The sequence below is a fragment of the uncultured Campylobacter sp. genome (genome assembly GCF_905371695.1).
Taxonomy (GTDB): domain Bacteria; phylum Campylobacterota; class Campylobacteria; order Campylobacterales; family Campylobacteraceae; genus Campylobacter_A.
In genome coordinates this window covers 1-7,009 of the sequence record NZ_CAJPMA010000086.1, presented here as the reverse complement: position 1 = coordinate 7,009, position 7,009 = coordinate 1, and the positions used below count along the sequence as shown (strand labels likewise).

The window sequence follows — 7,009 nt, the reverse complement described above, 5'->3', positions numbered from 1 at the left end:
GGGCCATACGCTAAATAACTTGCCCGTTCACGTCATAAAACTAGGCGCGGATAGGGCTTGCGTGTATCTAGGGCTGCTTTATCAAAACGGACAAGGCGCGGCGCAAGACCGCGATAAAGCTAACGAGCTTTTTAGACGAGCATGCGAAAAGGACGTCGCCGAGGGTTGCGCGAGTCTGGCGTATAGCTACGGCAAGGGGCTTGGCGTCTACCCGGACGGCAAAAAGGCGAACGAGCTGTTTAGTAAAGCTTGCGAGCTGGGCGAGGAAACGGCGTGCTACAATCTTGGCTTAAGCTACGCGATGGGCGACGGAGTGCAAAAGGATACGGCAAAGGCGGCGCAGATATTTGCGGCCTCTTGCGAGCGCGGACACGTCGGCTCTTGCGCCGATCTTGGGGTTTGTTATTTTAAGGGCGAGGGCGTGAAGCAGGACTATGCGAAGGCGGCGGAGCTTTTTTATAAAGCTTGCAAGCTTGGCAATGCGCTGGCGTGTTCGAATCTCGGCTTTGCTTATGAAAAGGGGCAGGGCGTCGAAAAAGATAGAAAATTCGCGAAAGGATTTTACGAGCGAGGCTGCGAGCTCGGCGAATTTAGCGCGTGCGAGTACGTTAAAGACTTTCGGTAGAGGGCAAATTTACCATCTCGTCCGCTTTGCCGTCATTAAAAACCCCGTGATTATAAACGCCGCGACCAAAAAAGAGCTTAGGCAAAATAAAAATTTTCCCGCTTCGCCAAATACGTAGCCCGCGTGCAAATTTAGCATAAATTTCGTGATAGCAAGCGGTCTTGGCGGTTTGGCGTTAGCGTCGTCAAAGCGTAAATTACGCAAAATTTTACCGGATCCCCCGTCTATACTCATCGAGCTTACCCGCTCCTCGCCTTCCTCGCCCGCGTCTGCGTAAATACAGTTAAAAACGCCCGCTCCGCGCGAAACCGCAATGTTTAAAAACTCGTAATTCTCGCCTCTTTCGCTTTTAAAAATTTTTAAAACCTCGTCAAATCGCGAAAATTTATCCGTTTCGTTTATGTCTAGCCCGCGGGTTTGCGTGTAATTAGGCCTACGTAAAATTTCGCTTTCGCCTAAAATTTTATTCGTCCCGCGCGCGATAAAATCGTATGAAAAATATAGTCCCGTAAAGCAGATAATAAGCAATACCGACGCGCTATAAACGCCTGCGGCGGCGTGAATTTTATAAAGTAGGTTGTATCCGCGCGCCTTAAAATTTATAGTAAACGCCCGCAAAATTTTCGTGCGAAACGACGGATAGTAAATTATAATGCCCGAAATTATCAGCGCGATTAGCGCCGCGGTAGAGATCGCGCTGATTTGCTTACCGGTAAAATTTAGAGCCTCGCTTTGCGGATTTATTAGCGCTAGCCCCAAATTTTTATGCAAATTTATAGCGACGGCTACGATTTTATCGCCGGCGCTTTGCGAGATTACGCCGCCTGAATACGGATCTACGAAATAGCTATTAAAAGCGCCCGCCCCGTCGATTCCAGAAATTTTAATCGCCCCGCCGCCTTTTTTAAAGCTTACGTAGCTAACGGAAAAATCGCCCTTTTGCTCGCGAAATTTAGTCAAAATTTCGCTCACGGCCAAGGGTTTACCGGCATTAGAAATTTGCGTTTTGCTTTCAAAAAGCTCGATTATCTCGTCGTGATACGAGATCACGCAGCCCGAAAGCGCGACGATAAAAAGCGGCAAAGCGCAAACGATAGCTAGCGTTAGATGTAGGTTAAACCAAAATTTTCGCCTTTTAAAAAGCCCTTGCCGCATATCTTACCTTAGAAATTTACGTTAAAGCCGATTTGATACTTCGCGCCGTCGGCGATCATCACGTCGTATCTTCCCGAGCGCGTTACGACGTGTTCGTTAAATACGTTGTAAGCGCTTAAATTTACGCTCGCGTTTTTAGTGATTTTATACGTTAAGCCCAAGTCGAATAAAACGTAGCTTTCTATGTCGTTATCGTAGCTTAGGCTGTCTTTCGTGCGTCCTAGATAATTCATCTGCGACCAAAGGTTAAAATTCGCGTTTAGATCGTAATCCGCGCCTAGTTTTATGACGTGAACGGGCAAGTTATTTAGCGTATGGCCCTTTTCGTCGCCTGTTTTTTGCTTTGATTTATTGTAAGTATAGTTCGCGTGAAGCGCCAAATCGCTCGTTACGTCGTAGTCCGCAGTGAGCTCTACGCCCTTAACTTCGGCTTTGCCTATGTTAATCGTATTCCAAATCCCGCGCGGATAAACTTTGCCTTTATGTCTGCAAGACGGGCCGCCCATACAAACCTTTTGCGTAGAGATACCGTCTTTAAAGTCCGTGCGAAATACGGTCGCGCTAAGGGCGTATTTGCCGCGCTCTTCGTATGCGACGCCCGCTTCGTAGGTTACGCTTTTTTCGGGTTTTAGCGAGCTGTTACCCAGCTGCGCGCCGCGTCCGCCCGCAAACGGAAGCGCCAGTCCGTCGGTGCGCTGCTTGATATCGGGCGTCGAATACCCCGTCGATACGCCGCCTTTTAGCGACAAGGCGTCCGTTAAGTGATACACGAGATATCCGCGCGGAGAGAGGTGTCCGCCGTAGTCTTTATCGCGGTTATAGCGCGCTCCCGCCGTTAGCGTCAAAGCGTCCGTTAAAAAATAGCCATCCTCGCCGTATAGCGAATAATCCCAGCGTTTGACGTTGGCCGCATCCGCGGTAGTCGCCTCCTCGTTTAGGCGTTCGCGGCGATACTGCGCGCCTAGCGTTAAGGTGTTTGAATCAAAAAAGTACGCGCCTTTGGAATTTAGCGTCGTAGTTTTTAGACGCAAGTCTTGCTGGCCGCTTTCTTTCATATCGTCGTAGCTGAGGTAGCTTTCAAGCAGTAATTTATCGTATTTTCCGGAGTGGGATAAGCTTGCGTTGTAGCCCTTCGCGCTTTCTAATCTAATGCCGTCGTTGGTACCGGAAGCTCCCAGCGTCCTACCCTCGCTCCTACGAAAATCGTTATTTACGCGCCTATACGTGAGCTCGACGTCGTCGCGGTCCGTAGGCTTATACATGAGTTTCGCGCCGAAATTTTTCTCCTCGTTTTCGCGGCTACCGTAGCTTATTTTATCTTCTATCTTTTTAAAATATTTTCCGTCCAGCGCAAAGCCCAAAACGTCCTGCACTAGCGCGCCGTTTAGGTAGAAGTTGCTTTGGTAATCGCCTTTTATGTAGCTTTTTCTAGCAAAGGTGTAGTATCCGCCGACGCTGCCTGAAATTTCGTTTGAAAAGCCCTTCGTGATTATGTTTATCACGCCGCCCATCGCATCGCTGCCGTATAGCGAGCTCATCGGACCGCGGATCACCTCCACGCGCTCTATCGCGCTTGCGGGCGGTAAGAAATTTTGACCCGTGCCTATCGCGCGAAGCCCTTTGTAGGCGCTATCGCTGGTCGCCGGGCGGCCGTCTACTAAAATTTTCGTGTATTTAGCGCCCAGCCCTCGCAGAGAAATGCCCTTTTTGCTAGCCGCGCCTAGCGTATAAGTCGCGTCGCTAGGCAGGTCGTTTACGATGTCGGCTAAATCTTGATAGTTGCGCTTTTTGATATTTTCTTGCGTTATTACGGAGATAGACGCGGGCGCATCGGCGATATTTTGCTCGTATCCCGTCGCGCTTACGACTTTAATTTCTTCTAAATTTACGTTCGCGGGCTCGTCCGCAAATAGCGCCGCGCTAGTCGCTACCGATAGGGCTAGCGAAATTTTAAGCATATTTTTCATTAACTTCCCCTTTTATAAATTTTTAAAACGTATTTTACTAAAATTGGATTATTGTTATCAATAAATATCTATCGCTAGACGGAGAAAATACTATCGCCGGAGGGAGAAATGAGTAAAAATTTAGACGAATTTTTTAACGACGTCTCAAACGAAATCGTCGCGCGCAAAAAGCGATACGTGGGTAAAAATTTCGTAAACGACGATATGAAATTTAGCTTTAATCTTTTTAGCGTAAGCCCAGAGCTTAGCTATTATAAAAGCGAAATTTTATGTAATAGCGCGCTGTCTCACCGCCACGACAAGGGGATTAATTATTCGTTTTTATTTTTTAACACCGGCGAAAACTGCGTGCGATTTAGGGCGCAAAATAGCGAAATTTCGCTAAAAAGCGGAGAATTTTTAGTAGGCGCTATGCAGGACGATTTTAGCGGGGCGCACGAATTTGAAAATAAATTTTATAAAACGCAGTGTATCGGAATTAAAACAGAGCTTGCTCGCGAGTTAGGCGTACTGGAAGGGCTGGATTTGGACCGAAATTTAGCGGTTAAAAAGCAGAAAATTTCGCCCGTGCAAAGACTTATTTTAAACGAGCTCGATGGCGCTAAAATTTACGAGGGTAAAATGCGCGAAATTTTTACGGAGAGTAAAATTTTAGAGATTATTTACCGAAGCTTTGACGCTAAACGTGCTAAAAAAGAGCGAAATTTAGGCCTTGATGCGGTAAAGAAGCTAAATAAAGCGCGCGAAATTTTACTTACGGATTTGCAAAATCCGCCGTCCATTAAAGAGCTGGCTAGGTTATGCGCCACTAATGAATTTAGCCTAAAAAAGGAGTTTAAGGAGTATTTCGGAGTCACTATTTACGGTATGCTGGCGGACGAGCGGCTAAGGCTAGCGCGCGAACTGCTCGCGCAAAACGACGTTAGCGTAAAAGAGGCGGCGCAGGCGGTCGGATACAGTAGCTTCGGGCATTTTAGCAAAATTTTTAAGGCGAAATTCGGCGTCTTTCCGTTTGAGCTGGTAAAGGCGAAAAAAATTTATATCTAATCGCCTGCAAGCGTCCTAAATAGGAACGCGTTTTGCTTTTTAGGCGAAATTTAAGGATAAAAAATGGACGATAAAAGCTATTTGTTTAGGCTAGACCCCGCCGCTAGCGCGGGTTATAATATGTATAAAGCCGCGCGCGCAGGCGGAAGTTTTCTTGACTTTTTGCTTAAATACGACAGTAAAAAGGCGAACGAAGGCGACTTTTCAAGCGTGCTTGGCGGAGGCGAGGCGGGCAAAGCCGTAAGCTCGCTGCTAGCAAATTCCGCCGTTAGCGCCGGTGCGATTAGCGGAGCGATAAAAAATTTAGGTTTGAAAAACGTGGATAAGCTAAGTTTAAACGCTCTAAATTTTAGCTCTAGAATTAAAGGCGCCGGCGGACAAAATTTACAGGGCGAAAATTTACTTTCGTCGCTGCTAAATTCTAGCTCGGACGGCGTAAATTCTATCTACGAGCTGCTTACCGCGCAGGCTAACGCCGCTATAAGCAAGGCTTTAAATTCTAAAAATTTAAGCTCCGCTCAAAAGCAAAAAAATAGCTCAAAAATACGACGAGCTTAAAAATAAAGGCTAAATTTACGGGTCGCTAGCACGCGCCCGCGTCGCCGTACCGCGCTATAAAATTTAGGCATTAAATCCATAAAATTTTACGAGCCCGCACGGTTTTAAAATCTAGTGCGAATTTAGCGCGTTACGTATGGTATCTCATCCTTCGCGCCCGCTTTTTCAAATCCGCGTAGCCGCAGCCGACAGCTATCGCACTCCCCGCACGCCGCGTCTTCTCGCTCGTAGCAGCTCCAAGTAAGATGCACGGGAGAGCGGATTTCTAGCGACTTTGCGACGATGTCGGCTTTGCTTAAATTTACGAGCGGCGTTACGATTTTTATATGCGTCGCGGGCGCCGTACCCGCGTCGATCGCGCCGCTCATGCGAGCGATAAATTCCGCCGTGCAGTCTGGGTAGCCCGAGCTATCTTCCTCGACTACGCCGATGAAAACGGCCTGCGCGCCCTCTTTTTCGGCGAGCGCGGCGGCGATAGCGATGAATATCCCGTTGCGAAACGGCACGTATGTGGACGGGATTTCGTGCGTTAGCCCGCCTTTGGGCACGGCGATGCTAGTATCCGTTAGCGCGTTGCCGCCGATTTTAGCGATAAAGCTAACGTCTAAATTTAGCCGTTTAGCGACTCCAAGCGCGTCGCAAACGTCGTTAAACGCCCGCCTTTCGCGCGCGGCGGTGCGCTGCTCGTAGTCAAAATGCAGCGCGATAATCTCGTAACCCTCGCGCTTAGCCAGCGCGGCGCACAGGGTGCTATCCATGCCGCCGCTCATAATGCAAACCGCTTTTTTCACTATTTTTCCTTTCTCGTTCGCTCGCTTTGAGCGGGATTAAATTTTAGATTTTCGCCGCTTGTCCGTATGCCGAAATTTTGCGGATTTTTGCTAGAATTATACGAAATTTTAACTAAAAGAGCCAAAAAATGATACTTTGCGACGAGAAATACCCAGAAATTTTAGACGCTATCTGCGCCGAGCTGACGGCGGGCGACGTGGAGCTAATTTTAGTTAGCGCCGAGCAAATGCGAGACATCAACCGCGAGCAGCGCGGTATCGACAAAACCACCGACGTTTTAAGCTTTCCTTTTGAGACGGTGCTACACACGCCGCTGGGTTGTATCGCGATCAACGTCGATCTAGCGCGCAAGAAGGCCGCCGAGCTAGGGCACGACGAGGCCGACGAGACGGCGCTGCTTTTTACGCACGGACTGCTACACGTTTTGGGGTTTGATCACGAGAGCGACGACGGCCAGATGCGCGAAGCCGAGGAGCGCGTGATAGCTAAGTTTAATTTACCAAAAAGCCTGATAGTGCGCGCTTACGAGGCGGAGGAGGCGGATGATGAGACGCAAAACGGAACGCTGATTTTAGAAGTGACCAAGGATGCTAGAAAGGGGCGAAAATTTTAAGGGCTTATATTCGGCGCGTTTTTGTTAAATTCCCGCCGCGCTTTTAAAATTTTCATTTTTATCGCGCAGCAAAACTTAATCGCAAAATGGCCGGTTTGAAGGCGCGTCTATTGGCGCATGCTATTAAACTAAGGAATAATAATGAATGCAATCTTAACGAGGCGCGCTTACGATCGTTATTTTATTAATTGCGATAATCTACGACGGAAAGTCGCAAAAAGGTAATTAAAACATATGTTTTTAAAATGATCG

At 48.0% G+C, this 7,009-nt stretch carries 7 protein-coding genes; 4 read left to right on the top strand and 3 right to left on the bottom strand.

The genetic code is table 11. The features are described from left to right. The coding region (locus QZ147_RS07555; protein ID WP_295148882.1) for a tetratricopeptide repeat protein at window positions 1–625 on the top strand (625 nt) is incomplete at its 5' end. Window positions 626–634: 9 nt separating this feature from the next. Here the strand turns inward: QZ147_RS07555 and QZ147_RS07550 are convergent. Both QZ147_RS07550 and QZ147_RS07545 read right to left on the bottom strand, forming a co-directional pair. Continuing rightward, window positions 635–1,780 carry a PepSY-associated TM helix domain-containing protein gene (locus QZ147_RS07550; protein ID WP_295148880.1) on the bottom strand — a complete coding sequence of 382 codons (1,146 nt, stop codon included), beginning with the start codon at window positions 1,778–1,780 and terminating at the stop codon, window positions 635–637. An 8-nt stretch (window positions 1,781–1,788) separates the two neighbouring features. After that, complete coding sequence (locus QZ147_RS07545) at window positions 1,789–3,747, bottom strand: TonB-dependent receptor (protein ID WP_295148879.1); 1,959 nt, start codon at window positions 3,745–3,747, stop codon at window positions 1,789–1,791. Between the two features lie 108 nt (window positions 3,748–3,855). Between QZ147_RS07545 and QZ147_RS07540 the strand changes: the two genes are divergently transcribed. Both QZ147_RS07540 and QZ147_RS07535 read left to right on the top strand, forming a co-directional pair. After that, the gene (locus QZ147_RS07540; protein ID WP_295148878.1) at window positions 3,856–4,794 is read left to right on the top strand and encodes an AraC family transcriptional regulator; all 939 of its coding nucleotides are present in this window, start codon (window positions 3,856–3,858) and stop codon (window positions 4,792–4,794) included. Between the two features lie 63 nt (window positions 4,795–4,857). After that, window positions 4,858–5,352, top strand: a complete 495-nt coding sequence (locus tag QZ147_RS07535) for a hypothetical protein (RefSeq protein ID WP_295148877.1) — start codon at window positions 4,858–4,860, stop codon at window positions 5,350–5,352. Window positions 5,353–5,474: 122 nt separating this feature from the next. Here QZ147_RS07535 and queC read toward each other — a convergent pair whose 3' ends face one another. Beyond that, window positions 5,475–6,143, bottom strand: coding sequence for a 7-cyano-7-deazaguanine synthase QueC (gene queC / locus QZ147_RS07530; protein ID WP_295148875.1), 669 nt, complete (start codon window positions 6,141–6,143; stop codon window positions 5,475–5,477). A 128-nt stretch (window positions 6,144–6,271) separates the two neighbouring features. Here queC and ybeY point away from each other — a divergent pair, with 128 nt between their 5' ends. Then, complete coding sequence (gene ybeY, locus QZ147_RS07525) at window positions 6,272–6,757, top strand: rRNA maturation RNase YbeY (RefSeq protein WP_295148873.1); 486 nt, start codon at window positions 6,272–6,274, stop codon at window positions 6,755–6,757. Window positions 6,758–7,009: the final 252 nt, after the last annotated feature.

What these genes read in the sequence shown, in the direction of transcription:
- ybeY (WP_295148873.1), top strand. Translation starts at nt 6,272, where the DNA reads ATGATACTTTGCGACGAGAAATACCCAGAAATTTTAGACGCTATCTGC.
- QZ147_RS07535 (WP_295148877.1), top strand. Translation starts at nt 4,858, where the DNA reads ATGGACGATAAAAGCTATTTGTTTAGGCTAGACCCCGCCGCTAGCGCG.
- QZ147_RS07545 (WP_295148879.1), bottom strand. Translation starts at nt 3,747, where the DNA reads ATGAAAAATATGCTTAAAATTTCGCTAGCCCTATCGGTAGCGACTAGC.
- QZ147_RS07550 (WP_295148880.1), bottom strand. Translation starts at nt 1,780, where the DNA reads ATGCGGCAAGGGCTTTTTAAAAGGCGAAAATTTTGGTTTAACCTACAT.
- QZ147_RS07540 (WP_295148878.1), top strand. Translation starts at nt 3,856, where the DNA reads ATGAGTAAAAATTTAGACGAATTTTTTAACGACGTCTCAAACGAAATC.